The sequence below is a fragment of the Sphingomonas sp. Leaf28 genome, assembly GCF_001421685.1.
GTDB lineage: Bacteria > Pseudomonadota > Alphaproteobacteria > Sphingomonadales > Sphingomonadaceae > Sphingomonas > Sphingomonas aurantiaca.
In genome coordinates this window covers 424,575-448,311 of sequence record NZ_LMKX01000001.1, presented here as the reverse complement: position 1 = coordinate 448,311, position 23,737 = coordinate 424,575, and the positions used below count along the sequence as shown (strand labels likewise).

Annotated in this window: 19 protein-coding genes and 1 tRNA gene; 13 read left to right on the top strand and 7 right to left on the bottom strand. The window is 67.1% G+C overall.

Going from position 1 to position 23,737, the window contains the following annotated elements:
• The first annotated feature begins 34 nt into the window (after positions 1-34).
• From lon to ASE79_RS02060, 7 genes are all read left to right on the top strand, one after another.
• The gene (gene lon, locus ASE79_RS02090) at positions 35-2,428 is read left to right on the top strand and encodes an endopeptidase La (protein WP_056411317.1); all 2,394 of its coding nucleotides are present in this window, start codon (positions 35-37) and stop codon (positions 2,426-2,428) included.
• 128 nt (positions 2,429-2,556) lie between these two features.
• Positions 2,557-2,829 carry an HU family DNA-binding protein gene (locus ASE79_RS02085; protein ID WP_056411315.1) on the top strand — a complete coding sequence of 91 codons (273 nt, stop codon included), beginning with the start codon at positions 2,557-2,559 and terminating at the stop codon, positions 2,827-2,829.
• A 92-nt stretch (positions 2,830-2,921) separates the two neighbouring features.
• Positions 2,922-2,996, top strand: a tRNA-Val gene (locus tag ASE79_RS02080).
• A gap of 293 nt (positions 2,997-3,289) precedes the next feature.
• A complete protein-coding gene (locus ASE79_RS02075; protein WP_056411314.1) occupies positions 3,290-3,928 on the top strand; it encodes a CerR family C-terminal domain-containing protein in 639 nt (212 codons plus the stop codon).
• Entirely contained in the window at positions 3,925-5,097 is a 1,173-nt protein-coding gene (locus tag ASE79_RS02070) for an HlyD family secretion protein (RefSeq protein ID WP_056411310.1), read from the top strand. Before ASE79_RS02075 ends, ASE79_RS02070 begins: the two co-directional genes overlap by 4 nt.
• A gap of 1 nt (position 5,098) precedes the next feature.
• Complete coding sequence (locus ASE79_RS02065) at positions 5,099-6,715, top strand: DHA2 family efflux MFS transporter permease subunit (protein WP_056411308.1); 1,617 nt, start codon at positions 5,099-5,101, stop codon at positions 6,713-6,715.
• On the top strand, positions 6,715-8,178 hold the full coding sequence (locus ASE79_RS02060) for an efflux transporter outer membrane subunit (protein ID WP_056411305.1): 1,464 nt from the start codon (positions 6,715-6,717) through the stop codon (positions 8,176-8,178). The genes ASE79_RS02065 and ASE79_RS02060 overlap by 1 nt, the downstream gene beginning before the upstream one ends.
• 485 nt (positions 8,179-8,663) lie before the next feature.
• Here the strand turns inward: ASE79_RS02060 and acnA are convergent, their stop codons facing one another.
• Positions 8,664-11,348 carry an aconitate hydratase AcnA gene (gene acnA, locus ASE79_RS02055; protein WP_056411303.1) on the bottom strand — a complete coding sequence of 895 codons (2,685 nt, stop codon included), beginning with the start codon at positions 11,346-11,348 and terminating at the stop codon, positions 8,664-8,666.
• A 245-nt stretch (positions 11,349-11,593) separates the two neighbouring features.
• On the opposite strand from acnA, the gene ASE79_RS02050 reads away from it, so the two are divergent.
• Positions 11,594-12,706, top strand: coding sequence for a lactonase family protein (locus tag ASE79_RS02050; RefSeq protein WP_056411301.1), 1,113 nt, complete (start codon positions 11,594-11,596; stop codon positions 12,704-12,706).
• Here the strand turns inward: ASE79_RS02050 and ASE79_RS20665 are convergent.
• The gene (locus tag ASE79_RS20665) at positions 12,703-12,978 is read right to left on the bottom strand and encodes a hypothetical protein (protein ID WP_156359485.1); all 276 of its coding nucleotides are present in this window, start codon (positions 12,976-12,978) and stop codon (positions 12,703-12,705) included. The genes ASE79_RS02050 and ASE79_RS20665 overlap by 4 nt on opposite strands.
• Positions 12,979-13,298: 320 nt before the next feature.
• Here ASE79_RS20665 and ASE79_RS02045 point away from each other — a divergent pair, with 320 nt between their 5' ends.
• From ASE79_RS02045 to ASE79_RS02035, 3 genes are read left to right on the top strand one after another with little or no spacing between them, the layout of a single operon-like run.
• Positions 13,299-14,309 (top strand): KpsF/GutQ family sugar-phosphate isomerase, encoded by a 1,011-nt coding sequence (locus ASE79_RS02045; RefSeq protein ID WP_056411298.1) that lies wholly within the window; start codon positions 13,299-13,301, stop codon positions 14,307-14,309.
• A gap of 5 nt (positions 14,310-14,314) precedes the next feature.
• Positions 14,315-15,133, top strand: coding sequence for a 3-deoxy-manno-octulosonate cytidylyltransferase (gene kdsB, locus ASE79_RS02040; protein ID WP_082445100.1), 819 nt, complete (start codon positions 14,315-14,317; stop codon positions 15,131-15,133).
• Positions 15,130-15,705: a histidine phosphatase family protein gene (locus tag ASE79_RS02035; RefSeq protein ID WP_056411293.1), complete on the top strand. Its 576-nt coding sequence runs from the start codon at positions 15,130-15,132 to the stop codon at positions 15,703-15,705. The genes kdsB and ASE79_RS02035 overlap by 4 nt, the downstream gene beginning before the upstream one ends.
• A gap of 5 nt (positions 15,706-15,710) precedes the next feature.
• On the opposite strand, the gene kdsA is transcribed toward ASE79_RS02035, so the two are convergent.
• Both kdsA and ASE79_RS02025 read right to left on the bottom strand, forming a co-directional pair.
• The gene (gene kdsA / locus ASE79_RS02030) at positions 15,711-16,547 is read right to left on the bottom strand and encodes a 3-deoxy-8-phosphooctulonate synthase (protein WP_056411290.1); all 837 of its coding nucleotides are present in this window, start codon (positions 16,545-16,547) and stop codon (positions 15,711-15,713) included.
• Positions 16,547-16,852 carry a hypothetical protein gene (locus ASE79_RS02025; protein WP_056411287.1) on the bottom strand — a complete coding sequence of 102 codons (306 nt, stop codon included), beginning with the start codon at positions 16,850-16,852 and terminating at the stop codon, positions 16,547-16,549. Before ASE79_RS02025 ends, kdsA begins: the two co-directional genes overlap by 1 nt.
• A 74-nt stretch (positions 16,853-16,926) precedes the next feature.
• Here ASE79_RS02025 and ASE79_RS02020 point away from each other — a divergent pair, with 74 nt between their 5' ends.
• Together ASE79_RS02020 and ASE79_RS02015 are read left to right on the top strand one after the other, a co-directional pair.
• Positions 16,927-17,997 (top strand): hypothetical protein, encoded by a 1,071-nt coding sequence (locus ASE79_RS02020; RefSeq protein ID WP_235516717.1) that lies wholly within the window; start codon positions 16,927-16,929, stop codon positions 17,995-17,997.
• Positions 17,994-19,340, top strand: coding sequence for a cytochrome P450 (locus tag ASE79_RS02015; RefSeq protein ID WP_056411283.1), 1,347 nt, complete (start codon positions 17,994-17,996; stop codon positions 19,338-19,340). Before ASE79_RS02020 ends, ASE79_RS02015 begins: the two co-directional genes overlap by 4 nt.
• Positions 19,341-19,346: 6 nt before the next feature.
• Here ASE79_RS02015 and ASE79_RS02010 read toward each other — a convergent pair whose 3' ends face one another.
• The 3 genes from ASE79_RS02010 to ASE79_RS02000 form a co-directional block, all read right to left on the bottom strand.
• Positions 19,347-20,891 carry a DHA2 family efflux MFS transporter permease subunit gene (locus ASE79_RS02010; RefSeq protein ID WP_056411279.1) on the bottom strand — a complete coding sequence of 515 codons (1,545 nt, stop codon included), beginning with the start codon at positions 20,889-20,891 and terminating at the stop codon, positions 19,347-19,349.
• 271 nt (positions 20,892-21,162) lie between these two features.
• Positions 21,163-22,320, bottom strand: a complete 1,158-nt coding sequence (locus tag ASE79_RS02005) for an efflux RND transporter periplasmic adaptor subunit (protein ID WP_056411278.1) — start codon at positions 22,318-22,320, stop codon at positions 21,163-21,165.
• Positions 22,317-23,732: an efflux transporter outer membrane subunit gene (locus ASE79_RS02000; RefSeq protein WP_056413201.1), complete on the bottom strand. Its 1,416-nt coding sequence runs from the start codon at positions 23,730-23,732 to the stop codon at positions 22,317-22,319. The genes ASE79_RS02005 and ASE79_RS02000 overlap by 4 nt, the downstream gene beginning before the upstream one ends.
• Positions 23,733-23,737: the final 5 nt, after the last annotated feature.

Below are 23,737 nucleotides of genomic sequence, written 5' to 3'. Positions count from 1 at the left end.
AATGCCCTCCATGCAGGCACCCACCGGAGCGTTCATGACCCAGTACCCCGTCCTTCCCCTTCGCGACATCGTCGTCTTCCCGCACATGATCGTGCCGCTGTTCGTCGGTCGCGATAAGTCCGTTGCCGCGCTTGAAGCGGCGATGGCGGCGGACAAGGAGATCTATCTCGTCGCGCAGGTCGATCCGGCCGAGGACGATCCCTCGCGCGACGACCTGTACTCGATGGGCGTCACCGCCACCGTCCTGCAGCTGTTGAAGCTGCCCGACGGCACCGTTCGCGTGCTCGTCGAGGGCAAGCAGCGCGCGACGCTTGAGACGCTGGACGAGAGCGGCGAGTTCCTGACCGCGACGGTCGAGCCGGTTGCCGATGCCGAGGTCGAGGGCGCCGAGGTAACCGCACTGATGCGCTCGGTCGTCGACCAGTTCGAGAATTACGCCAAGCTCAACCGCAAGCTCGCGTCCGAGACCGCGGTGCAGATGTCGGAGATCGAGGACGCATCGAAGCTGTCCGACGCGGTCGTCGCAAACATCGCGATCAAGGTCGCCGAGAAGCAGGCGATGCTGCTCGAGACCAACCCGTCCAAGCGCCTCGAAATGGCGATGACGGCGATGGAGGGCGAGCTGGGCGTCCTGCAGGTCGAGAAGAAGATCAAGAGCCGCGTCAAGCGCCAGATGGAGAAGACGCAGCGCGAATATTACCTCAACGAGCAGTTGAAGGCGATCCAGCGTGAGCTCGGCAACGAGGATGGTGAGGGCGAAGGCGACGAGATCGCCGAGCTGACGCAGAAGATCGCGACGCTCAAGATGAGCAAGGAAGCGCGCGGCAAGGCGACCGCCGAGCTGAAGAAGCTGAAGACGATGGCACCGATGAGCGCCGAGGCGACCGTCGTGCGCAACTATCTCGACGTGCTTCTCGGGCTCCCCTGGGGCAAGAAGTCGAAGATCAAGAAGGACATCGCCGCCGCGCAGGTGACGCTGGACGAGGATCATTACGCGCTCGAGAAGGTCAAGGACCGGATCGTCGAGTATCTTGCGGTGCAGGCGCGCACCAACAAGCTGAAGGGGCCGATCCTGTGCCTCGTCGGCCCTCCCGGTGTCGGCAAGACCTCGCTCGGCAAGTCGATCGCCAAGGCGACGGGGCGCGAGTTCATCCGCCAGTCGCTCGGCGGCGTGCGCGACGAGGCCGAGATCCGCGGTCATCGCCGCACCTATATCGGCTCGTTGCCGGGCAAGATCGTGACGAACCTGAAAAAGGCCGGCACGTCGAACCCGCTGTTCCTGCTCGACGAGATCGACAAGCTCGGCCAGGATTTCCGCGGCGATCCGGCGTCGGCGTTGCTCGAGGTGCTCGACCCGGAGCAGAACGGCAAGTTCCAGGACCATTATCTCGAGGTCGATATCGACCTGTCGGACGTGATGTTCGTGTGCACCGCGAACTCGCTCAACCTGCCGCAGGCGCTGCTCGATCGCATGGAGATCATCCGTCTCGAGGGGTATACCGAGGACGAGAAGGTCGAGATCGCCGAGCGCCATCTGGTCGAGAAGCAGATCGAGGCGCACGGGCTGAAGCCGGGCGAGTTCACGCTGACGCAGGCGGGGCTTCGTACGCTCATCCAGCAGTATACGCGCGAGGCCGGCGTCCGCACGCTCGAGCGCGAGATCGCCAAGCTGTGCCGCAAGGCACTGCGCCAGATTCTTGAGAACAAGACGACCAGCGTCACGATCACGCCCGAGAATGTCGGTGAGTATGCCGGCGTGCAGAAATATCGTCACGGCCTTGGCGAAACCGAGAACCAGATCGGTGCGGTCACCGGGCTCGCCTGGACCGAGGTCGGCGGCGAGTTGCTGACGATCGAGAGCGTGACGGTCGCGGGCAAGGGCCAGGCCAAGCTCACCGGCAAGCTCGGCGACGTGATGAAGGAATCGATCGAGACCGCATTCAGCTTCGTCAAGGCGCGCGCGCCGAGCTACGGGATCAAGCCGAGCCTGTTCGCGCGCAAGGATATCCATATCCATCTGCCCGAGGGTGCGGTGCCGAAGGACGGCCCGTCGGCGGGGATCGGGATGGTCACGTCGATCGTCTCGACGCTGACCGGCGTGCCGATCCGGCGCGAGGTGGCGATGACCGGCGAGGTCACGCTGCGCGGCCGCGTGCTGCCGATCGGTGGCCTCAAGGAGAAGCTGCTGGCGGCGCTGCGCGGGGGGATCGAGACGGTGCTGATCCCGGCGGAGAACGAGAAGGACCTCGCGGAGATCCCGGCGAACATCAAGGAAGGGCTGAAGATTATCCCCGTTTCGCATGTCGACGAAGTGCTGCGACTTGCGCTGACCGAGCCGCTCGAGGCGATCGAGTGGACCGATGCGGACGAGCTTGCGGCACTGCCGCCGGCACCGATCGCACCCGTCGGGGGCAGCCTGCACCACTAATCCATGTTTGGATTCTCTGCGGTGATGCGGCGGTTTCGTTTGACAGCAGACGAGGCCGCCGCATTATTGCGCGCTGACTGCGGCCGTGATTCTATCGCGGCCGAATTGTGACTTTCTCGGGGGATTTTATGAACAAGCAGGAGCTGATCGCGACGGTCGCCGACACGTCGGGGCTCGTCAAGGCCGACGCGGTGAAGGCGGTCGAGGCGGTGTTCGACGCGATCGAGGCATCGCTGAAGAAGGGCGAGGAGGTTCGCCTGGTCGGCTTCGGCACGTTCTCGATCTCCAAGCGCAAGGCGTCGACGGGCCGCAACCCGCGCACCGGCGAGCCGATGACGATCAAGGCCTCGACCCAGCCGAAGTTCAAGGCCGGCAAGGGCCTCAAGGACGCGGTCAACTAAAGCCGTCTTTGATTCTCTTCCGTTAGGGGGGGGTCGAAAGGGCTGGACAGGCAGGCGCAGTCTGCCTAAAGGCCCGCTTCCGAACGAGTTTCGGGCGCGTAGCTCAGCGGTAGAGCACACCCTTCACACGGGTGGGGTCACAGGTTCAATCCCTGTCGCGCCCACCAGATTTACGCCGGTCTTCTCCTTGAGAAGGCCGGCGTTTCTGTATGTGGCGACCATCCGACGTCGCGATGCTCGCGCACGCGGTAATCCAAATACTCTGTCATCCTGACGAAAATCAGGATCCAGAGCCACGCAGGATCAAGGCTGATTACCCTGGATCCTGACTTTCGTCAGGATGACGGTTCGCGGGTGATAGCTAACGGACGACAGCGGGCGGCAGCGATTTGGTACGTGTCGCAGATCATGACACTTTCTTCATTAGGCTCGTTCGTTCGATCGAACTAAACGCCGCCGCGTGGTCCAGTCCCGACTCCTAGACATCGCGATCAGCGAATTCGGCGCCAAGGGCCTCGAAGGCGCCAGCACGCGCGGGATTGCCGCGGCGGCGGGCACCGCGATGTCGTCGATCACCTATCATTACGGCGGCAAGGAGGGCTTGTACCTCGCCGCGGCCGACCGGATCGCCGAGCGCATGGCCGCGGTGATGGGCGAGCCGATCGAGCTGTCGCCCGAGATCGCCACCGACGACGCTGCGGGCGCGCGCGTACGGATCCACCGCATTCTCGGGCGACTGGCAGACAAGATGGCGAGCGCCGACAGCGCCGACTGGACGCTGTTCGTGCTGCGCGAACAGATGAAGCCGAGCGAGGCGTTCGAGCGGATCTATGGCGGCGTGATGGGCCAGATGGTCCGCCAGCTCGGCGACCTGGTCTGCATTGTCACCGGACACCGCAACGTCCGCACGGCGCGGATCGCGACGATCACGCTGCTCGGGCAGGTGGTGGCGCTGCGATCGAGCCGCGCGACCTGCCTCAAACTGCTTGAGCGCGACACGCTCGAGCCTTCCGACATTCTCGATATCAAAGCGCGAATCGACGCCAATATCGACGCCATTCTCGATTCGATGCGTGCTGAAGAACAGGGCCAGGCATGACCGACCAGACGAACCATTCCGACCACGACCATGACGACGAGGACCGCAAGCGCGATCCGAACGGCGAGGACCAGCAGTCCGATACCGACCAGCAGGACGAGTCCGAGGAGTCCGACGACGACAAGAAGCCGTCGGTCTTCCAGAAGCCGCTGTTCTGGATCATCCTCGTCATCGTCGTCAGCGCGCTGATCATCGGCGGCGTGTTCTACTGGCTGCACGCGCGGCAGTTCGAATCGACCGACGACGCGTTCGTCGACACGCACATCGTCCGACTCGCACCACAGGTCGCGGGCACGCTGGTGCAGGTCGCCGATATCGACAACCGCCATGTCGAGGCTGGCCGCCTGCTCGCGGTGATCAAGGCGTCGGGTCGCGACGCACAGGTCGCCGAGGCGCAGGCCAACGAGCAACAGTCGCGCGCGCAGTTCGCGCAGGCGCAGGCGCAGGTCACCGCCGCCGAGGCGCAGCGCCAGCAGGCCGCGGCGCAAGCCCGCGTGCCGATGGCGGCCGCCGTCAAGGCGCAGCAGGACCTCGCGCGCTACGAGGCGTTGCTGCGGCTCGATCCGAGCGCGGTCGCAGGCCAGCAGCTCGACCAGGCGCGTGCCACCGCCCGCCAGACCGCGGCGGATGCCGCGCAGGCCCGTGAGCAGATCGATACCGCGACCGCGCAAATCACGGTCGCGCGGAAACAGGTCGGCGCGGCGAAGTCCGTGATCGATGCCAAGCGCGCGCTGGTCGACCAGGCAAACGTCAGCATCAGCGACCTCCGCCTGACCGCGCCGGTCGCGGGGCAGGTAGTCAACCGCTCGGTCAACATCGGCTCCTATGTCGCCCCCGGCACGCAGCTGATGGCGATCGTCCCCGACGCGATGTGGGTGACCGCGAACTTCAAGGAAACGCAGCTCACGCTCATGAAGATCGGCCAGCCCGTCGACATCAAGGTCGACGCGTATCCGGGCGTCGAGTTCAAGGGCCATGTCGATTCGATCCAGCGCGGCGCGGGCCAGGCGTTTGCCTTGCTGCCCCCGCAGAACGCGACCGGCAACTACGTGAAGGTCGTCCAGCGCGTCCCCGTGCGGATCGTGTTCGACGTCAAGAACGGCCCCGATCCGAAGCGCTATCCGATCGGCCCCGGCATGTCGGTGGTGCCGACCGTCAAGGTCCGCTGAAGTGGCAAAGGCCGCTAAGGTCGATGCGGGCGGCGGCCACACCTGGTCGCCGAGCCGGTCGGCGGCGGGCAAGTACAGCCCGTGGCTGATCGTCGCGATCATCTCGATCCCGACCTTCATGGAGGTGCTCGACACCTCGATCGCCAACGTCGCGCTCGATCATATCTCGGGCGGGCTGTCGATCACCACCGATCAGGCGACGTGGGTGCTGACCAGCTACCTCGTTGCCAACGCGATCGTCATCCCGATCTCGGGCTGGCTGTCCGACGCGATCGGGCGGAAACGCTATTTCCTGCTCTCGATCGCGCTGTTCACCTTCGCCTCGCTGCTGTGCGGCCTTGCGCCGAACATCGGGACGCTCGTCGTCGCGCGCGTGCTGCAAGGGATAGGCGGCGGTGGCCTGGCACCGGTCGAGCAATCGATCCTCGCAGATACCTTCCCACCCAAGCAACGCGGCATGGCGTTCGCGGCATTCGCGATTGTCGTGGTCGTCGGCCCCGTACTTGGGCCCACGCTCGGCGGGTACATCGTCGAATATTCGAGCTGGCACTGGGTGTTCCTGATCAACGTGCCCGTCGGCATCCTCGCCTGGTTCCTCGTTGAGGCGCTGGTCGACGAGCCCGACCAGGTGAAGAAGGACCGCGACGAGCGCTTCAAGCACGGCCTGACGATCGACTATGTCGGCGTCGCGCTGGTCGCGCTGGGGCTGGGCTTCCTCGAGCTCACCTTCGATCGTGGCGAGCGCGAGGACTGGTTCGCCAGCGGGTTCATCGTCATGTCGGCGATCATCGCTGCGGTGTCGCTGATCAGCCTCGTCGTCTGGGAATTGAACCACAAGGACCCGGTGATTGACCTCAAGCTGCTGAAGAACCGCAACTTCGCGCTGACGATCGGCGTGATGGGCGTCACCGGCATGATCCTGTTCGGCACGACCCAGCTGATTCCGCAGATGCTGCAACAGGTGCTCGGCTACAGCTCGCTCGACGCCGGGCTCGCGCTCACCGCGGGCGGTCTGGCGACGCTTGTCATGGTGCCGTTCGCGGGGCGGTTGAGCGGGCTCGTCGACGTTCGCCTGCTGCTGTTCCCGGCGTTGCTCGTCCAGGCGTTCGCGCTGTGGAACATGAGCCATCTGAGCGCCGACATCGCGTTTTCGGATGCGGCGTTCGCGCGGCTGTTCCAGGCGATGGCGCTGCCGTTCCTGTTCGTGCCGATCAACGCGATCGCCTATGTCGGGCTCAAGCAGACGCAGACCGCGCAGGCGTCGAGCCTGCTCAACGTCTCGCGCAATCTCGGCGGAACGATCGGCATCTGCTTTGCGCAGACGCAGCTTGCGGGCGGGCTGCAGCGGCACCAGTCCGAATTGACGCAGACGCTCAACCCGCTCGATCCGAACTATAACGACTGGATGCAGAAGGCGGCGGGTGCGTTTGCGGGGCAGGGCGATCCGTCCACCACGCCGCTCGCGGTGCTCTACAGCCAGATGCAGCGGCAGGCGACGATGCTCGCCTTCCTCGACGTGTTCCGCGCGATGATGGTGGTCGTGCTGTGCGTCGCACCACTGGTATTATTCATGCGCTCCGGCAAGACCGGCGGCGCCCCCTCGGGAGGGATGCATTGATGCGTGCGCGGTTCATGGTGGTTGCGGTCGCAGCCCTGCTCGCGGGGTGCACCGTTGGCCCGAATTACGTCGCGCCCGAGATGGCGGTGCCGCCGGCGTTCGTCGGCCCGCAAGCCACGGTCGGTGCGACCGTCGATCCGGCGCGCTGGTGGTCCGCATTCGGCGATCCGCAGCTCGACGGCCTCGTCGAGCGCGCGCTGAAGGGCAATCCCGACATCGCGATCGCCACCTCGCGCGTGCGCCAGGCGCGATTGCAGGAGATCGTCGCGCGGTCGCAGGGCTTGCCGAGCGTCAACGCGAACGCCAGCCCAAGCCATGTCGAGTTCAGCAAGAATGCGGGCCTCTCGCAGATCGCGCGCGCGTTCAGCGGCGGCACGGGGGCGGGCGGGACCGGCTCGACCGGCGGGATCGCATTGCCCGGCAGCGGGATTACGACCTATTCGGTCGGGTTCGACGCGAGCTGGGAGCTCGACCTGTTCGGCGGCGTCCGGCGCAGTACCGAGGGCGCGCGGGCACGGACGGAAGCTGCGGTCTGGTCGAAGCGCGACGCTGCGGTGACGCTGGCGGCCGAAGTCGCACAGGCCTATTTCGCGTTGCGACTCGACCAGGTGCAGATCGCGACGATCGAGAGCGAGATCGCCAACCAGCGCCGCGCGCTGACGATCGCGGGCAATATCGCCAAGGTCGGCCTCGTTCCGCCGATCGACGTGACGCGCCAGCGCGCCTCGATCACCTCGACCGAGGCCCGCGCCGAACCGGTTCGCGCCGATGTCGATGTGCGGATGCACGCCTTGGCGATCCTGCTCGGTGAGCCGCCCGCGACGTTGATGGCCGAACTCGCCGCGCCGTCGGTTGCGCCGCTGGGCGTGCCGACGATTCCCGCGGGGTTGCCGTCGGAGCTGTTGCGTCGCCGCCCGGACGTCCGCGCGGCGGAGCGCGAGCTCGCGGCTTCGACCGCGGATATCGGCGTCGCGGTGGCGGACATGTATCCCAAGTTCAGCCTGACCGGCATGGGCCAGCTGATCTCGACCGCGCTCGGCAATCTGTTCTCGGGCGACAGCCTGCAATTGACTGCGACCGGTGCGGCGCAGTTCCCGCTGCTCGACTGGGGCCGCCGCAAGGCGACCGTCAAGTCGCGCGAGGAAGACCGCGAGCAGGCATATCTGCGCTATCGCTCGACTGTGTTGCAGGCGTTGCGCGACGTCGAGGATCCGCTCGCGCAGATCGCCGCCGAACGCCGCCGGAACGCGGCGTTGCAGCGCGCGGTCGTCGATGCGCAGAGCAGCGCGCAGGCCGCGCAATCACAGTATCGGACCGGGTTCGTCGCGCAGGATACCGTTCTGAACACGCAGACCGACGTGCTGGCCGCGCGCGAGCAGCTGGTAGCGAGCGATGCGCAACTGCGGCAGCTGACCGTGGCCTTGTTCAAGGCGCTCGGCGGGGGCTGGGACCAGGCGGAGTGACGGGGTCGACCTCGGGCGTAGCGTCCACCCGACTCGGCGCGCCAACCTGCATTAAATTATCGTCACGTCCGTTCCGACATATCGCTGCAACATATCGGCGCGAAAGAGAGTGCGTCGCCGCCCCTCTCCCCCTGTGGTCGGCGACCTGACCGGGTCTCCCCTGTCCCGGTCTTCTCCCTGAACTACGGGGCGACCATCGAGGTCGCCCCGCCTTTTTTGCTTAGAGATCGCGCGCGCTGAGTGTGCCGTGCGGCGACACGCGCTTCGTCAGCAAAGCGCGTCCGGCGCTGCTCGTCGATCCGTCGACTTGCTCCGACGAAACCTGTCTTTCCCCAACACACGTCATCCCAGCGAACGCTGGGATATCCCTCGTGGTGCGCGACATGAGCCTCACGGGGATATCCCAGCTTTCGCTGGGATGACGGTATTTTGGGTAGCTGAATGAAAGCCGTCGTCCCGGATCGCTCCGGGACGACGTCAGTCGTTTACGCGGCCAGCTTGCGCAGCACGTACTGGAGGATGCCGCCGTTGAGGAAATATTCCAGCTCGTTGACGGTATCGATCCGGCACTTGGTCTCGAACGTCTCGCTCGTGCCGTCTGCACGGGTCATCTTGACCGTCACGTCCTGACGCGGGCGGATGCTCGCCACGTCGAGGATCGTGAACGTCTCCGAGCCGTCGAGGCCGAGCGTCTTGCGATCGGTGCCCTCGGCGAACTGGAGCGGCAGCACGCCCATGCCGACCAGGTTCGAGCGGTGGATACGCTCGAAGCTCTCGGTGATGACCGCGCGGACGCCGAGCAGGTTGGTGCCCTTCGCCGCCCAGTCGCGCGACGAGCCGGTGCCATATTCCTTGCCGGCGACGATCACGAGCGGCGTGCCGTCCTGCTTGAAGCGCATCGCGGCGTCGTAGATCGCCATGACCTCGCCGTCATACTTCGACATGCCGCCTTCGACGCCGGGGACCATCTCGTTCTTGATGCGGATATTGGCGAAGGTGCCGCGCATCATCACGTCATGGTTGCCGCGACGCGCGCCATAGCTGTTGAAGTCGGCCTTGCTGACCTGATGCTCCTGGAGGAAGCGGCCGGCCGGGCTGTCCGCCTTGATCGAGCCTGCGGGCGAAATGTGATCGGTGGTGATCGAATCGCCGAGGATCGCGAGCGGCTTGGCGTCGATGATGTCCTGCACCGGCGACGGCGTCATGCTGAGGCCCTCGAAATAGGGCGGGTTGGCGACATAGGTCGACCCTGCGCGCCAGGCGTAGGTGTCCGAGCCCGTGACGTCGATCCCGCGCCACTTCGAATCGCCTGCATAGACGTCGCCGTAGCGCGCGCCGAACATCGACGCGTCGATGTTAGCGTCCATCGTGCTGCGGACTTCCTCGTTGGTCGGCCAGATGTCACGCAGATACACGTCCTGGCCGTCGGACCCCTGACCCAGCGGCGTCTCGATCATGTCGGTCGTGACGGTGCCCTTGATCGCATAGGCGACGACGAGCGGCGGCGAGGCCAGGAAGTTGGCGCGGACGTCCGGCGAGACGCGGCCCTCGAAGTTGCGGTTGCCCGAGAGCACCGACGCCGCGACGAGGTCGTTCTCGTTGATCGCCGACGAGATCGCCGGCGCCAGCGGGCCCGAATTGCCGATGCAGGTCGTGCAGCCATAGCCGACGAGGTTGAAGCCGAGCGCGTTCAGGTCCGCGGTAAGCCCGGCCTTGTCGAGATAGTCGGTGACGACCTGCGAACCCGGCGCGAGCGACGTCTTCACCCAAGGCTTCGACTTCAGGCCCAGAGCGTTCGCCTTGCGCGCGACGAGGCCGGCGGCGACCAGCACCGACGGGTTCGACGTGTTGGTGCAGCTGGTGATCGCGGCGATCACGACGTCGCCGTCGCCGATGTCGTGCTCACGACCCTCGACCGCGACGCGCGCGGGCTGCTCCTTGTGGTACAGCTTGTGGAGGTCGCTGTTGAACACCTCGTCGACCTTGTTGAGGCTGACGCGGTCCTGCGGGCGCTTCGGGCCGGCGAGCGATGCGACGACCGAACCCATGTCGAGCTCGAGCGTGTCCGTGAAGACGGGATCTTCGGCATTCTCGTCGCGCCAGAAGCCGTTGGCCTTGGCGTACGCCTCGACCAGCTCGACATTCTCGTCCGAGCGCGCGGTGAGGCGCATGTAATCGAGCGTCTTGTCGTCGATCGGGAAGAAGCCGCAGGTGGCGCCATATTCGGGCGCCATGTTGGCGATCGTCGCGCGATCGGCGAGCGTCATCGACGACAGGCCTGGGCCGAAGAACTCGACGAAGCGGCCGACCACGCCCTTGGCGCGCAGCATCTGCGTCACGGTGAGCACCAGATCGGTGGCGGTGATGCCCTCGTTCAGCTTGCCGAGCAGCTTGAAGCCGACGACTTCGGGGATCAGCATCGAGACGGGCTGGCCGAGCATCGCGGCCTCGGCCTCGATCCCGCCGACGCCCCAGCCGAGCACGCCGAGACCGTTGATCATCGTCGTGTGGCTGTCGGTGCCGACCAGCGTGTCGGGATAGGCAATCATGGTGCCGTCGCCGTGGTCGCCCGACGAGGCCGACGACCAGACGGCCTGGCCGATATATTCGAGGTTCACCTGGTGGCAGATGCCGGTGCCGGGGGGGACGACCTGGAAATTGTCGAGCGCCTTGCTGCCCCATTTCAGGAACTCGTAGCGCTCGATGTTGCGCTCGTACTCGAGATCGACGTTATCTTCGAACGCCTTGGGCGTGCCGAACTCGTCGACCATAACCGAGTGATCGATGACGAGGTGGACGGGGACCTGCGGGTTGATCTTCTCGGGGTTGCCGCCGAGCTTGGTCATCGCATCGCGCATCGCGGCGAGATCGACGACGCACGGTACGCCCGTGAAATCCTGCATCAGCACGCGCGCCGGGCGATACTGGATCTCGCGGTCGCTGCGACGCTCCTTCTGCCAGTCGACGATCGCCTGGATGTCGTCGCGCGTGACGGTGACGCCGTCCTCGAAGCGCAGCAGGTTCTCGAGCAGCACCTTCATCGAGAAGGGCAGGCGGCTGATGTCGCCGAGCTGTTCCGACGCCTTGGCGAGGCTGTAATAGTCATACGACTTGCCGCCGGTGGAGAGGCTCGTGCGGGTCTTTAGGGTGTCCTGGCCGATGGCAGTCATAGGGGTCCTTCCCGTGGGCGTCGGGCCACCGGGCGCCGAGGGGAAAGCGGCCATATAGGCCACGCGGGCGCACCGGGAACCGAGCGAAAAATGCTGTTACCGAGGGGGCCTTAGCAAGGGGGAGCGGATCGGGGAAGGGCGCGGGTGGCCCGGCGGACCGGATAACTGCGATTGCGGCCGGCCGGGACGGCGCAGGTCGACCAAATCCGCCTGTCGCGGCCGCCGGAAGCGGGTAAGACGGACGGATGACGAACCTCGATCCCGACCTTCGCACTGCCCGACCCGCAGCCGCCCGGCTCTTTGTCGGCACCTATGCCGGCGGTGGCGGCGAGGGGCTGTATCCGCTCCACCGCGACGCCGATGGCGGGCAATGGGCGATGTATGCGGCGGACGAAGCGGCGCAGAACTGCTCGTTCGGCGTCTATGCCGAGCGGACCGGTCTTCATTATCTCGTCGACGAGGATGGCGGATCGGTCGGGGTGTTCCGCAACGGTGGCGGCGCATCCGAGGGCTGGGCGTGTCTTGCGCGGACTCCGGCTGGCGGTGCTGCGCCCTGCCACATCGCGCTCGACCGCAGCGAATCCTGGTTCGCCGTCGCCAATTACGCGGGGGGCAGCATCATGGTGCAGCGGCTCGATCCGCAGACGGGGTTGCCGGTCGATGCGCCAATCGTACGCGCCAATGCCGGGTCGGGGCCGAATCCCGATCGGCAGGAGGCGCCGCACGCGCATTGGGTCGGGTTCAGTCCGGACAATCGCTGGCTGTATGCGACCGATCTGGGCACCGACCAGGTGCTGGCCTTTGCCTTCGATGCGGGAAACGCCACGCTCGGCCCGCCGATCCTTGCGTTCGACGCGCCGCCGGGATCGGGGCCACGCCATCTGCTGTTGCATCCGAATCGGCCGGGGTTGGCCTATCTCGCCTGCGAATTGACGAGCGAACTGATCCTGCTCGATGTCGCGGGTCCGGCGTTCGTCGCGCGGACGAGGATGTCGACGCTTCCTGCCGGCGCGGCGGCTGGGTCGATCGTGGCGCATATCGCCGCCAACGCGGCGGGCGACCGCGTCTATGTTTCGAACCGGGGCGACGACAGCATCGCCGTCTTCGCGCTCGATGATCGCGGCGAACCGCGGCTGATGGAGCATGTCGGCAGCGGCGGTGCGTCGCCGCGCTTCTTCCTGCTGCTCGAGGACGAGAAGCAGATGGTCGTCGCGCATGAACGCGATCACCGCGTGACCCGGCTCGATATCGGGCCGGACGGTACGCTGTCGCCTACCGACACCGGAATCGTGGTTCCCGGCGCGGCCTTCGTGCTCGACGCGCGGCCTCGGTCGCGCGTCGAGCCGCCGGTCGGTTAGCTCACGCTGGCGATCAGCAGCGTCAGTTCTTCACGAACCGGGTTCCGCCCGATCCGGCTAGGCCGAATGGCGCGGCGCTTGCCCGGATAGGCGGCGCGGACGGCTTCGCACAGGTCACTGACGGGGACGCGGATGCACGCCCCTTCGTCGCAAACGAGTCGCGGCCTGCCGGCGGCGGTGCCGCACACCGGCCCCTCGCCGGCGAACGCCGGTGCGGTAGTAAGGAAGAGACATGCGGCTGCAATCCGCAAAACGGGTGTAGTATTCTTCATAGGTCTGGCCCCCCACAGGCGTTTGAACTTGGTAAGTGGATCGTTAGGCTCAAAAAGTTTCGGTATCGTTTCGATCGCGGGCCGGTCGGCACGAAAGCTGCGGAAAATCCGCGACCCCCGAGCCCCTGGCCGATTGTAAGGGTCAACTATTGGCCCCTCTCGATCGCTCCGCGTAAGATTAAAACCAACATGGTCTTGATGGAGATGCTGTCCGGCAAATGGTTAGTTGCCGAAGGGTGCCGGATCACGTCTGCGATACTGTCATAGGCGACGACAGTTGAAGCATCGGAAGACTTTAAATCGCGCTGGGGGGCGGGGTGATGACGGGGCTGCTGAAGGGGGAAGCGCGAATACTGCCGTTGTCGCGGACCGCGGCATCCGCACTTCGCACGCTGGCGATCACGTCGGAAGGGCTCGAGGCGCTGTTCGACCGCTTCGGTGACGGCCCGTTTCGCGATGCATTCGAACGGCTGGTGCAGCAGATCTATCGGCTCCGCGGGCGTGTGATCGTCACGGGCATGGGCAAGAGCGGGATCATCGGCCGCAAACTGACCGCGACGCTCACCTCGACCGGCACCCCCTCGATGTTCCTGCATCCCGCCGAAGCGGGGCACGGCGATCTCGGCATGATCACCGACAAGGATCTGGTGCTGATGATCACGCTCTCAGGCGAGAGCGCCGAGCTTGCCCCGATTATCACTTATTGCAAGCGGTTCGGTATTCCGACCTCGGCGATCACCTCGCGTGCGCAGAGCATGGCGGGGCGCGCGGCCGATGTGCTGCTCAACCTGCCCGCCGTCCGCGAGGCTTGCCCGATCCAGCTGACGCCGACCACCTCGACGATGCTGCAACTCGTGCTGGGCGACGCGTTGGCAATGGCGCTGGTCGATCTGCGGGGATTTTCGGCGGACGACTTCTACAAATTCCACCCCAATGGCCGGCTCGGCGCGCAGTTGCTCAAGGTGCAGGACCTGATGTCGACCGGCGCGGACGTGCCCAAGGTCCGCCGTGACGCGACGCTGCTCGATGCCACCACCGAAATGACCCGCGCTCGGTTTGGCGGAACCGCGGTCGTGGACGCAGACGACCGTTTGGTCGGCGCCTTTACCGATGGCGATCTGCGGCGGACGATCACCGGTGGCGGCAACATGGGCGCGCGGGTGGGGGCGTGGATGACGCCCAACCCGATCGAGATCGCCCCGAACGAGCTCGCGTCCGAGGCGCTTCGCAGGATGCAGGCAAACAGCGTGACGATGATGTTCGTCGTCGAAGCGGGCTATCTCCTCGGCGTCATCCACATGCACGATACGTTGCGCGCGGGGATCGCCTGACTATCCTGGTCGCCATTCCGGCCCGCGGCGGCTCCTCGCGGCTGCCGATGAAGCCGCTGCGGACGATCGCCGGTCTCAGCCTGCTCCATCGGACGATCGGGCTCGCCCGCCGTGCGATCGCGCAGCTCGACGATGTCGCGCTCGTGGTTGCGACGGATACGCCGGAGATCGCGGCGCATGCCCGCGCGATCGGGTGCGACGCGGTGATGACGCGGGGGGCGATCACGTCGGGATCGGGACGCGCGCTCGCCGCCGCGCTGGCCGCACGGCCGCGGGGGAGGGGCCGGCCCGGAATCGTCGTCAATCTTCAGGGCGATGCGCCGTTTCAATCGCCCGGCTCGGTGGCCGCGGTCGTATCCGCGCTGTCGGCGGGCAGCGCGGATATCGCGACTTCGGTGGTGCGGCTCGACTGGTCCGCGCTCGATGCGCTGCGCGTGCACAAGCGCACCGCGCCGTTTAGCGGCACGACCTGCGTCCGGACGGCCGCGGGGCGCGCGATGTGGTTCTCGAAGCAGATCCTGCCCGCGATCCGCGACGAAGCGACGGTGCGGTCGCAATCGACGGCGCTCTCTCCGGTGTGGCGCCATACCGGGCTCTACGCGTACCGGCTCGCGGCGCTGCAGGCGTTCGAGGCTGCGGCGCCGAGTGATCTCGAACGTTATGAAGGGCTTGAGCAGCTGCGGTTGCTCGAGCTTGGGCTGACGATCGACGCGGTCGAGATCGCGCCCGCGCGGTTCGACATATCGGGGATCGATACCGAGGCCGATATCGTCCGGGCGGAGGCGCTGATCGCGGCGCATGGCGACCCGCTGGACGATCCATGATGGCGCGCGTCTTCGTCGTCCGGCATGGCAATACGTTCGCCGCGGGCGATGCACCGCGGCGGATCGGCGGTCGTACCGATCTGCCGCTGGTGGTCCACGGCCGGGATCAGGCGCGCGCGCTCGGCCAGGATTTCGCCCGGCGCGGGATCGTCTTCGACCGCGTGGTCTGCGGTCCCTTGCAGCGGACCCGACAGACCGCGGACATCCTGTTGGCGGCGGCGGGGCAGAAGTGCGCGGTGACGATCGCCGAATGGCTCCGCGAGATCGACCATGGTCCCGACGAGGATCGCTGCGAGGCGGCGGTCGTTGCGCGGCTCGGCCAGCGGGCGCTGGATGCGTGGAAGACGGATGCGATCCCGCCCGCCGGCTGGCGGGTCGATGCCGATATGCGGCGTACCGCCTGGCGCGAGGCGCTGGCGAAGGCCGTCGGCACGCTGCTGATCGTCACCAGCAACGGCAGCGCGCGGTTCGCGCTGCCCGACGCCGCACCGCTGCGCACCGGTGCCTATGGAACGATCGCGGTCGCGGCGCATGCCCCGCCGGTGGCGATCGCGTGGGACGTTCGTCCGTAGCGCGGCTACCCCTTCACGACCGCGTCGATCGCGACCAGCTTGGCCAACAGCGGCGCGATCCACTCGAGCGGCAGCATGATCGCGCCGTCCGACGGTGCGTTGGCCGGATCGTCATGCGCTTCGGCGAAGACCGCGGCGACCCCCGCCGCGACGGCGGCGCGTGCGAGCACTGGCGCGAAGCTGCGGTCGCCCCCGGAGGAATCGCCAAGGCCACCGGGCGCCTGTACCGAATGAGTCGCGTCGAACATCACCGGATAGCCCGTCCGCGCCATGATCGGCAGCGCGCGCATGTCCGACACGAGCGTGTTGTAGCCAAAGCTGGCGCCGCGATCGCACAGGACGATTCCGGTGTTGCCGGTCGACTCGATCTTCGCCGCGACCGCGGTCATGTCCCACGGGGCGAGGAACTGGCCCTTCTTGACGTTGATCACGCGTCCCGTTCGCCCCGCCGCGAGCAGCAGGTCGGTCTGCCGGCACAGGAAGGCGGGGATCTGGAGGATGTCGACGACGTCCGCCACCGCGGCGACCTGATCGACCGCGTGGACGTCGGTGAGCACCGGGCAGCCAAACGCGTCGCGAACATCGCCGAGGATGCGGAGTCCCTCGTCCAGGCCAATGCCGCGCCGGCCGAGCCCCGAGGTTCGATTCGCCTTGTCGTACGACGCCTTGAACACGAACGGTACGCCGGCGGTTCGCGTCGCGCCGGCCAGATGCTCGGCGAGCCGCAAGCTGTGGTCGCGGGATTCGATCTGGCACGGTCCGCTGACGAAGACGAACGGAAGGTCCGCCGCGAACGTCACCCCGCCGACGGTCACACGCCGGGTCGGAAGCGCTGCGGTCATCACGAGGGCGCTTTCACGAAGCGCCGCAGCATCTGCCCGCGCCAAAGCCAGCAACCTGCATGGTAGTTGAAGAAAAACCAACCAAAGCCGAGGCATGCGATCAGTGTCGGAAGCGCCATCGGGTCCCCCTGTTCGCGCATTCTTCGGTAAAGTGCAGTATCGGCAGCCCAACGGACCCGTTCGCTGCCGCCCCCGGCAATGCCATATCCATTGTCGTGCAATTGGCAGCTGCGATTGCGATTATATTTGCGGTGGTCCAGGAAGTGGCAATAGTTGCGCTCGGGCGGTATCTGGTCGGTCGGCATACGGGAAGTAGGCGGCGATCGTGACGACATTCAAGCGTAAAGTCTTTTACCTAGGTGGGTTTGACCCACGCGGCGTGCGATTTTATTACAATCTCGCCAAGGAACAGCTTCGCCGCTATGCCGACAAGACCGGCGAGACCGTCACCGTCTCGCCGCGCAGCACGGGGTCGCCGATCCGCAGCGACTGGACGGTGCGCAACGACACCGCGGACGTGACCACCGACTATAGCGTCCTGCGGTGGGAGGACATCGTCCGGCAGGCGTGGATCCGCAATCCTGTGCAGCTCGGGATCCGTGCCGCGCGCGTGTACCGCGATCACGCACGGCTGTACGATTTCGCGACTGTCAGGGCGCTGGCGATCGGCCCGCTGGTAACGATGCTGTATCCGCCGATCCTGAGCCTGGTGTTGCCGCTGCTGCTTGCGCTGCCGGTGGTCCTGGTCGCGCTGGTCTGGCTGCCATGGTGGCTCGCGCTGGGACTTGGCCTCGTCATAGGCGGCGCGGGTGCGATTCCGGTGCTCGACGCGATCCGCGCGCCGTGGCTGCTGCGGTTCGCCGTGTTCAACGGTGAGTTCGGCGACGGCGAGGGCAGCCCCGCGCTCCAGGCACGCCTCGATGCGTTCGCCGACGAGATCGCACGCGATCTGCACGCTGATCATCACGAGGTGCTGCTGGTAAGCCACAGCAACGGCTCGATTCTCGCGATGCTGTTGATGGCGCGGCTGCTCGAACGCCATGGCGGTACGCTGCCGGCGAATTTCGTGCTCGTCACCTATGGCCACTGCATTCCGCTGATCGCCTGCCGACGCGATGCGACGGGGTTCCACGCAAGGCTCCGCTATCTGTCGGCGCAGGATTTCCGCTGGATCGACATCGGCTCGCCACCCGACGGGGCGGCGTTCTTCGGCGCGAACCCGCTGCTGCTGGTCGGCCCGGCGCCACGCCCGCGGATCGACCTGCTCAGCCCGCGCTTCCACCGCTTCTACACGCCCGAAACCTATCACAAGGGCTGGCGCAACAAATACGAGATCCACTTCGATTACCTGCGCGTCGGCGATCGGGTGAGCCCGCTCGACCTGCCGAGCCTCACCGCCTCCGCGCGCGGGATCGAGGCCTCGATCCTTGCTTTCCGGGCGATCGCATGACGGTCCGCTTCACGCCGCCCTATCCGCCGCCGCACGCCACCCGATCCTCGCTGCTCAAACGTTTCCTGCGTGGCTGGAATTCGTGGATCCATGCGCTGTTCGACAAGAGCTACACGATGAAGATGGGCGAGATGCATCTGCCCGCGCTGTCCTTTTACATCGCCAACGAGCTGCCGCTGGTCCGCCGCATCCTCGAGACCGATGCGGAGATATTTCCCAAGCACGCCTTTCTCCACGACCTGCTGGATCCGCTGATCGGCAATTCGGTGTTCTCGTCGAACGGGCAGGACTGGCACGACCAGCGGGCGATGGTGAACCCGGCGTTCAGCCATACCGCGCTGAAGCGGGTGTTCCCGATGATGGCCGCGGCGGTCGACGATCTGCTCGCGACGCTGCGCGCGCGCGATCTATCGCAGCCGGTCGCGATCGACCCGCTGGCGACGCATGTCGCGGCTGACGTGATCTTCAGGACGATGTTCTCGCGTGCGCTGGATGCGGATGGCGCGCGCGAGATCTTCGATGCGTTCCACGACTATCAGAAACAGGCGCAGCGCCATTCGATGCTGCGGCTCTATCGCCTGCCGGGGCTCGGCTATCAGGGCCGGGCGCGTCGCGCCGCGGCACGGATCCACGCGGTGTTCGCGGGGATCGTCGCCGCGCGCTATGCCGCGACGCACGACCGGGGCGAGGATATCCTCCAGTCGCTGATCGATGCGCGCCATCCGCAGACCGGCGCTGCGTTCACCGAGCGGGAGGTGATGGAGCAGATCTCGACGATCTTCCTCGCCGGGCACGAGACTGCGGCGAGCGCGATCACCTGGGCGCTGTACCTGCTCGCGCGCGACCCTGCCTTGCAGGACGCGATCCGCGCCGAGGCGGGCAATGCGCCGCTTACCTACGAGTCGTTGAAGGGGCTGACCGTCACGCGCAACGTCTTCCGCGAGACGTTGCGGCTGTATCCGCCGCTCAGCTTCCTCGTGCGCAGCGTCACCTGTCCGGTCGACATGCGCGACAAGCATCTCGAGCCCGGCGCGATGCTGGTCGTCTCGCCGTGGCTCGTCCAGCGCAACCGCGACAATTTCCCCGAACCGCACGGCTTCGATCCCGATCGGTTCGACGATCCGGCGCAGGCGCAGGCCTGTCGCCACGCCTATCTGCCGTTCGGCAAGGGCCCGCGCGTCTGCATCGGCGCGGGGTTCGCGCAGCAGGAGGCGCTGCTGACGCTGGCGGGGATCGTCGCCAGCTTCGATCTGGCAACGATCCCCGGCGACGATCCCGAGCCGATCAGCCGGCTGACGCTGCGCGCGGGCAACGGCGTGCGGCTGCGGCTGACCCGGCGGTAGCCCGCCTCAATCCGCCGCGATCGGGCCCTTGGGCGGATCGGGCCGGCGGGTGAACCAGACCAGCACGATCAGCGCGAGGCACAGCCACGACGACAGCCGGAACAGGTCGGTCGAGGCGAGCAGATAGGCTTGCCCGACCATCTGCCGGGTGATGACGGCCGCCGCCTGCACGTCGGTCAGCCCCATCCGCGCAAGCCCCTCGCGCGCCATCTGATAGGGCGACGCCGCGCCGACCGCGTCCGACAACCGGCTCTGGTGCAGCGTCTCGCGCCGGTCCCAGGCGGTGGTGATCAGCGATGCGGCGAAGCTGCCCGCGGTGATCCGGACGAAGTTCGAGATGCCGGTCGCCGACGGGAGCCGTTCGGCCGGGATGCGATCGAACGAGATCGTCAGCATCGACAGGAAGAAGGTGCTCATCGCGATCCCCTGCACCAGCATCGGCAGCATCAGATCGTAGAAGCTCGCATAAGTCGTGTAGCCCGAGCGGAGGTAATAGGAATAGCCGAACGCCGCGAACGCCACGCTGGCGAGGATGCGCGCGTCGAACCTGCCCGCGAGCTTGGCGACGAACGGCGTCAGGACCACCGCGACCACGCCGCTGGGCGCCGCGACCAGCCCGGCCCAGGTCGCGGTATAGCCCATCTGCGTCTGCAGCCAGAGCGGCAGCAGCAGCGTGTTGGCGAAGAACACCGCATAGCCGAGGCAGAAGGCGGTGGTGCCGATCGCGAAGTTGCGGTTCTTGAACAGCGACAGGTTCACCGCGGGGTTGGCGTCGGTCAGCTCCCAGATCAGCCAGCCGACAAAGCCGATCGCGGCGACGATCGTCGCGATAACGATCCGGTCGGCGGCGAACCAGTCGTCGTTCTTGCCGAGATCGAGCACGATCTGGAGCGCGCCGACCCACACCACCAGCAGGATCAGCCCGACCTGGTCGATCGGCAGCTTGCGCGTCGGCGTGTCGCGCTTGCCGAGCTTGTTCCAGCACACGAAGCCGCAGAACATCCCGAACGGCACGTTGATCAGGAAGATCCAGCTCCAGTGATAATTGTCGGAGATGTAGCCGCCGAGGATCGGCCCCATGATCGGCGCGACCAAAGTCGTCATCGACCAGATCGCCAGCGCGGTGCCGCGCTTGTGCGCGGGGAAGATCGCGATCAGCAGCGCCTGGCTGCCCGGGATCATCGGCCCGGACACCGCGCCCTGCAGCACGCGAAAGCCGATCAGCGAGGGCAGGTCCCACGCGATGCCGCACAGGAACGAGGCGATCGTGAACAGGACGACCGAGGTGCAGAACGTCTTCACCACGCCGAACCGGCCCATCAGCCACCCGGTGAGCGGCACCGCGACGCCATTGGCGACCGCGAAGGCGGTGACGATCCAGGTCGAATTGTCGCTGCTGACTCCGAGATTGCCCGCGATCGTCGGCAGCGACACGTTGGCGATCGTGGTGTCGAGCACCTGCATGAACGTGCCGAGCGCCAGCGCGAACGCGGTCAGCGCGAGCGATCCGCCGACGAGCGGGGCGGGGCCGGTGGTGGAGGGGGCGGCCATCAGCTGGCGGTCCGGTTAGAGTAACCACCCCGGCGAAGGCCGGGGCCCAATTGGGGAACGCCGCTGACGAAAGACGGCGTGCGGTTACGACCACCTCTCCAACTGGGCCCCGGCCTCCGCCGGGGTGGTGCGGAATGCGGGCGGGCGGCCAGCAACAAGATTGTTTCCCCGCGAAGGCGGGGACCCAGACTGGGCTCCCGCCTCCGCGGGAGAACAAGCAGGGGGACGCCGACAACGGCCCGACATGACGGGAGGGAACGCCCCGCGATCATCACCGGTTCGCCGTAATGATCTGGCGGATCTTCGCCTCGACGGCGGCGTCGCCGGTGCCCGTCGCAAGTCCCTTATACGCAGCCTTGGCGGGCCGGCCGACCATCGTGCCGGACGTGTCTGCGGTCTCGACCGTCGCGGTCACCGACAGCCCGACGCGCAGCGGGTTGCGGCGCAGCTCGCCCTTGTCCAGCGCGATCCGCACCGGCACGCGCTGCGTGATCTTGATCCAGTTGCCGCTCGCATTCTGCGGTGGCAGCAGTGCGAATGCATTGCCGCTGCCAGCCCCCAGGCCGACGACATGACCGTGATAGACCAGATCGTCGCCATACATGTCCGCGGTCACCGTCGCCGCCTGCCCGATCCGCAGATCGCGCAGCTGCGTCTCGCGGAAGTTCGCATCGACCCACACCCGGTCGAGCGGCACGACCGCCATCAGCGGCATGCCCGCCGAGACCTGCTGCCCGAGCTGCACCGTCCGCTGCGCGACGACGCCGTCGATCGGCGCGACGACATGCATGTGGCTGCGCGTGATCGCCGCGCGACGATAGGCCGCGATCGCCGCCATCACCGCGGGGTTGTTCGACACGGTGGTGCCCGCGACGCCGCTGCGCGACTGCGCCTGCTGGCTGCGCGCGAGCTGCAGCGTGGCCGCGGCCACCTTCACCTGATCCGCCGCATGGCTCAGCTCCTCGCCCGAGATCGCGCCCTCGGCCGCCGCACCGCGCCTGCGCGAAAGGTCGTTGCGCGCGCGCGCCAGCTCGGCCTCGGCCTGCACGACCGCGGCACCGGTCTCGCTCACCTTCGAAAAGTCCGACCGGGTCGAGCGTACCGCGCGGGCGAGCTCCGCCTCTGCCGACGCGACGCCGACGTCCGCGGTTGCCGCGTCGAGGTCGATCAGCGGCTGGCCGGCTTTCACGACCTGCGTGTTGTCGGCATGGATCGCGGTCACCTGGCCCGGATCGCGCGCGGTGATCGCGACGACGTCGCCTGCGATATAAGCGTCATCGGTTTCCTGCTCAGGTGCTGCGAGCAGGAAATGGAACACCGCCCACACGATCGCGCCGATCGCGACGATCACGCCGAGGATCGTCAGCGCGCGCTTGCGACCCTGCGGATTGCCGGCGGGTGCGGGGGCAGGGGTCTGCGTATCGGTCATCGTGTCATATCCTGAAAATCAAAGCCGCCGCCCAGTGCCAACACGAGCTGGACCCGCTGTTGCGCGGCATCCGCGGCAAGATCGGCATCGGCCTGTTCGGCCGCGAGCAACCGCACGTCGTTGTCGACAAGGTCGAGCCGGCTATCGAGCCCGCTCGACACGCGGATCGCGTTCAACCGCCCGGTCTCGGCATAGCCGCGCACGACCTCGGCTTGCCGCGCGCGATCGGCGGCCAGCGCGCCGATCCGCGCCACCGCGTCCGCCGCCTCGCGCACCGCGCCGACCACGCGGTCGTTGTAGCTCGACGTGGCGAGGTCCAACGCAGCGGTCGCGCCCGCCAGATCCGCCTTCAGCCGCCCATTGTCGAACAGCGGCAGATGGATCGCGGGTCCGACGCCGACCGTCCCCGCATCGAGCGACAGCAGGTTGCCGAGCCCGACCGCCTGGAACCCCGCCAGCGCGGCGAGATTGACGTTGGGGTAGAAGGCACGCCGCGCGACCTGACGGCCTGCCGCCGCCGCCTCGATCCGCGCCTGTGCCGCCGCGATGTCGACGCGGCGCGCGAGCAGGTCGGCGGGCACGGTGGCGGACAACGGCAACACCGCATCGAGCTTCAACGCAGTCGCGCGGATCGTCGCGGGATAGTCCACGCCCCGGCCTGCGAGCGCTGCGAGTGCGTTCCTGGCGAGCACTTGCCCGGCCTGCGCGCGAAGCAACGCCTGGCGCGCCTGTGCGAGCAACGTCGTCGCCGCCTGCGCATCGAGCTTGCTGCCGAGCTTGTTGCGGATACGGACGTTGACCAGCCGCAGCGTAGTCTCACGCGTCGCGATCGTCCGCGTGGCGATCCCCGCCTGCGCCTCGGCGCGTTCGAGATCGATATAGGTCTGGACCACCGCGCCCGCGAGCGCGAGCCGCGCCGCCGCCACATCGAGCGCCGCCGCACGCACTGATGCGCGCGCGCCCGCGATCGCCGCCTTTTGTCGGCCGAATAGATCGAGGTTCCACGACAGGTTCGCCGCCGCGGTGCCGACGAACCGGGTCGTCCCGGCATAGGGCGGCGGGATCGTGTAGCGCCCGCTCAACCGCGCGACCTGGGCCTGCGTGTCGAGCGTGACGTCGGGCCCTAAGTCCGCCTGGTTGGTCGAAAGCACCGCCTGCGCCTGCGTGACCCTCGCCAGCGCGGCATCGAGCGACGGATTGCCCGCCACCGCATCCGCGACCAGCCGGTCGAGCTGCGGATCGCCGAACCCCCGCCACCAGTCCGCGGCGATCGCGGTCGGGCGGGGATCCGTCAGGCCAAGCGCCGGCGCCGCGATCGGCGTTACCGTCGTCTGCGAGGCGGGCACGGCACAGCCGGCGAGCAATCCCGTCGCGACCAATGCGGCCATCGTCGTCGCGGCATACGGTTTCATGCGGA

Excerpts from the sequence above, each read along its gene's own strand:
- lon (WP_056411317.1), top strand. The coding sequence starts at position 35 with ATGACCCAGTACCCCGTCCTTCCCCTTCGCGACATCGTCGTCTTCCCG.
- ASE79_RS02010 (WP_056411279.1), bottom strand. The coding sequence starts at position 20,891 with ATGGCCGCCCCCTCCACCACCGGCCCCGCCCCGCTCGTCGGCGGATCG.
- ASE79_RS02035 (WP_056411293.1), top strand. The coding sequence starts at position 15,130 with ATGATGGCGCGCGTCTTCGTCGTCCGGCATGGCAATACGTTCGCCGCG.
- ASE79_RS02085 (WP_056411315.1), top strand. The coding sequence starts at position 2,557 with ATGAACAAGCAGGAGCTGATCGCGACGGTCGCCGACACGTCGGGGCTC.
- ASE79_RS02045 (WP_056411298.1), top strand. The coding sequence starts at position 13,299 with ATGACGGGGCTGCTGAAGGGGGAAGCGCGAATACTGCCGTTGTCGCGG.
- ASE79_RS02050 (WP_056411301.1), top strand. The coding sequence starts at position 11,594 with ATGACGAACCTCGATCCCGACCTTCGCACTGCCCGACCCGCAGCCGCC.
- ASE79_RS02015 (WP_056411283.1), top strand. The coding sequence starts at position 17,994 with ATGACGGTCCGCTTCACGCCGCCCTATCCGCCGCCGCACGCCACCCGA.
- ASE79_RS02060 (WP_056411305.1), top strand. The coding sequence starts at position 6,715 with ATGCGTGCGCGGTTCATGGTGGTTGCGGTCGCAGCCCTGCTCGCGGGG.
- kdsA (WP_056411290.1), bottom strand. The coding sequence starts at position 16,547 with ATGACCGCAGCGCTTCCGACCCGGCGTGTGACCGTCGGCGGGGTGACG.
- ASE79_RS02070 (WP_056411310.1), top strand. The coding sequence starts at position 3,925 with ATGACCGACCAGACGAACCATTCCGACCACGACCATGACGACGAGGAC.
- ASE79_RS02000 (WP_056413201.1), bottom strand. The coding sequence starts at position 23,732 with ATGAAACCGTATGCCGCGACGACGATGGCCGCATTGGTCGCGACGGGA.
- ASE79_RS20665 (WP_156359485.1), bottom strand. The coding sequence starts at position 12,978 with ATGAAGAATACTACACCCGTTTTGCGGATTGCAGCCGCATGTCTCTTC.
- acnA (WP_056411303.1), bottom strand. The coding sequence starts at position 11,348 with ATGACTGCCATCGGCCAGGACACCCTAAAGACCCGCACGAGCCTCTCC.
- ASE79_RS02025 (WP_056411287.1), bottom strand. The coding sequence starts at position 16,852 with ATGCCGACCGACCAGATACCGCCCGAGCGCAACTATTGCCACTTCCTG.
- ASE79_RS02005 (WP_056411278.1), bottom strand. The coding sequence starts at position 22,320 with ATGACCGATACGCAGACCCCTGCCCCCGCACCCGCCGGCAATCCGCAG.